The sequence below is a fragment of the Bartonella sp. ML69XJBT genome, from assembly GCF_028618515.1.
In the GTDB taxonomy this organism is placed as follows: domain Bacteria; phylum Pseudomonadota; class Alphaproteobacteria; order Rhizobiales; family Rhizobiaceae; genus Bartonella.
In genome coordinates this window covers 1-3059 of the sequence record NZ_JAQITB010000077.1, presented here as the reverse complement: position 1 = coordinate 3059, position 3059 = coordinate 1, and the positions used below count along the sequence as shown (strand labels likewise).

General features: G+C 34.7%; 2 protein-coding genes and 1 pseudogene. All 3 read right to left on the bottom strand.

What is annotated here, in order from left to right:
• Nucleotides 1-227 (bottom strand): annotated as a pseudogene (locus PVV68_RS09895) (DUF3792 domain-containing protein); the annotation flags it as partial.
• A 993-nt stretch (nt 228-1220) separates the two neighbouring features.
• Nucleotides 1221-1913 (bottom strand): phage tail assembly protein, encoded by a 693-nt coding sequence (locus PVV68_RS09890; protein ID WP_273721795.1) that lies wholly within the window; start codon nt 1911-1913, stop codon nt 1221-1223.
• Nucleotides 1914-1992: 79 nt separating this feature from the next.
• Nucleotides 1993-3030, bottom strand: coding sequence for a tyrosine-type recombinase/integrase (locus PVV68_RS09885; protein WP_273721793.1), 1038 nt, complete (start codon nt 3028-3030; stop codon nt 1993-1995).
• Nucleotides 3031-3059 lie beyond the last annotated feature (29 nt).

The following is a 3059-nucleotide window of genomic DNA, read 5'->3' as shown; positions in this document are numbered from 1 at the left end:
AGGAAAGAGCCTTCAAAAGAGCTTGAAGAAGTGAAATCCATTTGACCCAAGCCTAATGCTGCCACCAGAAAAGAGAGGCAGATTGATGTGGCAAGAGCTGTCACAAGTCCGGCAAAAATTGCAGACCATGAAATGGGAGGTTGGAAAAAAGGATATTCTGTTTCTAGGGATGTTTCTCCTAGAAAATGCGTATCGAAGGGTGTGTCTTCAGGAATGCGGGTTTCCATGTTTTTATCTCCTTGAATGATGCTGGAGATAGAATGCTTGCTGATCCATTATGTTCCCACAGAGACGGATAGAAGCTAAAATGAATAGAAAAACACTGCAATATTTTATGAGAGGAAAAATGTTGAATGTACAAATTCTAAAGATCTAATTTATGCTTGAGGAAAGATGTGTTCGTGTGATCATTTTATCTCTTATGAGATTTTATGAGACAGCATAATTTTTAATTGCACCTCGTGTTGTGTGGGAGAGAGAAGCTGTTCAAGTTGTTGCTTTTGCTGTAGGCTGTGTGTGGGGGCAATGCTGCAAGATCTCAATTGTCTGCCAAGGTTTTTTTATGCTCTTTGGACCTCTTAGGGTGAAAAAAACGAATTAACCAAAGCAAAAGATTATATATCATCAGAAGATTTATTTGCGTTTGAAGTTTTTGTTTAGAGCTATTCATGGAGTCTTTTGTTGAGCGTCTAAGGTGCAAACAGATTGAACGTTTTTTACATTATGCTCTGGTTGTGCAAAATAATGACATAGGCTTGTTTTATTAGGGCTCTGTTGGAAAATTTAAAAAGAGTGTTTTTACGATAATGTTTTGATCAACATATAATCAGCAACATCAAGGGGGATATTGATGTTTTAGGCGCATATTAATTGATCATTCTGTGTCTTATAGGAAATGAATGCGCTTTTTACTTTTTCATAAAAAGTATCATTATTCTTGTGTGAGGATTCTTTTGGTTGTTGATGGTGTTCCTTGTGTTTGAGGATAAAAAGTAAAATTTTATCGTTGTTGTTTGCTTTTTTCTAAGAAATCATGGTCGCTATAATTTTCGTTTTTATGCGCTGTTTTTATGACGAATAGTATGTTATTGATGATCAATAATATTGATACCCTTCAATTTGAAAAGCTTTTAAAAGCTGAGATAAGTGAAGAAGAGAGAAGATCGTTTGATTGTACGTTTTCCTCCTTGTTTTTTTACTTAGCAATAATGCTCGAAAAACTATTTTAATCTTTTGAGTAAAAACTCCCAACACCAAGAGGGCAGATTCAAAATTTTTAAGGCAATGTCTAACGATTTTAAGATTATATCCAACGTTGATTTTTTTGTTTTGTCTTCAGTTTTTTGATAAGATGTAATATGCATAGTTCCTGATGGACTATTTTGTACGAAGGTACCATAATTTATAATGTTTATTTGAATCTGTGTATTAGAAGGGGTACGTGCTGTTATTGGTGTATAGTCGCTAAAGATTTCCTCTTTTATGTCTTTTATATTCTGTGTTTTAAATATATCTTTATAAAAACTGTTTTTGCATTTTTCCGATATGATGTTGTTGAAAATACAGACACTTATTATTTTTCCCATGTATATTTTTAGGTTCTTTATTTCATGGTTAAAATTTTTAAGGTAGTTTGTGAATGGATTTTTTAAAGCCATTTCCAGATTGTTACTAATTCTGATTATTTTGTCGAACACTTCTTTTAATGAGGAGTCCAAAATATCTTTGATATTTGAAAAGTCGCGCTTATCAAGTTTGTTGATCATATCATAAGACCATCCCGAAAAAGAGGCAATCATTTCTATTGTTTGCTTGATATCTTCCTTTATGCTTATCAATTCTAAATCTTTAACTTTTGTACGCCGTAAACTGATCTCTGTATATGTTTTTCCTTCAACTGTACCAAAATAAATAAAAATTAAATTAATAAGTTACTGTATAAGTAAGGGAATTGGTGAGTCTTGATTCTATTACGTTTTTTTGCCTCTAACCCTAACTTTTTTGGAGCTTTTTTATCGCTTCTACTGCTAATCTTTTACGGTCTGCGCTCTTTGTGTAAAGAGATGCCATATTGTCATCTGTCCAGCCAAAAATTGCTTTCAATTGCGATACTGTTGCACCAGAATTAGCGGCGCGTGTTGCTGCTAATTTTCTCAATCCGTGTGCTGATTTTTTGATACCCGCCTTGGTACATGCATTATAAAATAAAACTCCGAAGCTATCTTTGGCTAATTTTTCTCGGCGTTTACTACAGATGAATGTTTCTTTCCCAACAGGACCAATTTTAAGTGTCTCTGCTAATTCTGGTAAAATAGGAAGAAAAACATCTGTTTTAAATTGGCTTTTTTCTGTTTTAAGATGAATAATATTATCTTTTACATCTTTCCAACCGATGCGAACGGCATCACCACGACGCAACCCCGTATACAAAAGGACATCAATCCAGACACGTTCATGAGTACCATGCGACCAGCGTTGGTAATATTTCTCAACATCTTCTTCTGTCCAAACAGGAAAACCGCCTTTGTTTTTTAAAGAGGGTGTTTTTATCCCTAAAGCTGGATTATTTTCTAAAAGATCTTGTTCAATTGCCCATTTAAAAAGTCCATTGAGTGTTTTTAAAAAGTCTCTAGCCATTGCTGGTGTTTCTTTACGCCGTTCAACACCAGCTATGATATGTTTTTTCTCAATTGCTTGGTATGGAATGTTTCCTATACTATCGCATACCTTCATAAGAAGGGGTTCTCTTTGTTTTTTTGTAGCTTTAGCAAGGTTATGCCAATTGGCGCTATTAAAATACTGTTTAAGCAGCCATGCAAATGACCCTTCAGTAAGTTTACCGGTTTTAGATTTTGGGAGTATAAGTCCTTGTAATTCGGCAATTGCCATTTTGTAGTTGTCAACAAACTCTTGTGTTCCATAGGTTCCACGTATTCTAATACGTTTCCCATGACCAATGCGTACATACCATATGATTTTGCCATGGCGTGTGATTTCTTTGAGAAGATAAGGAGGGCGTGGTTTTGGCATGGTGACAGCCTATAAGACGATATCATAAT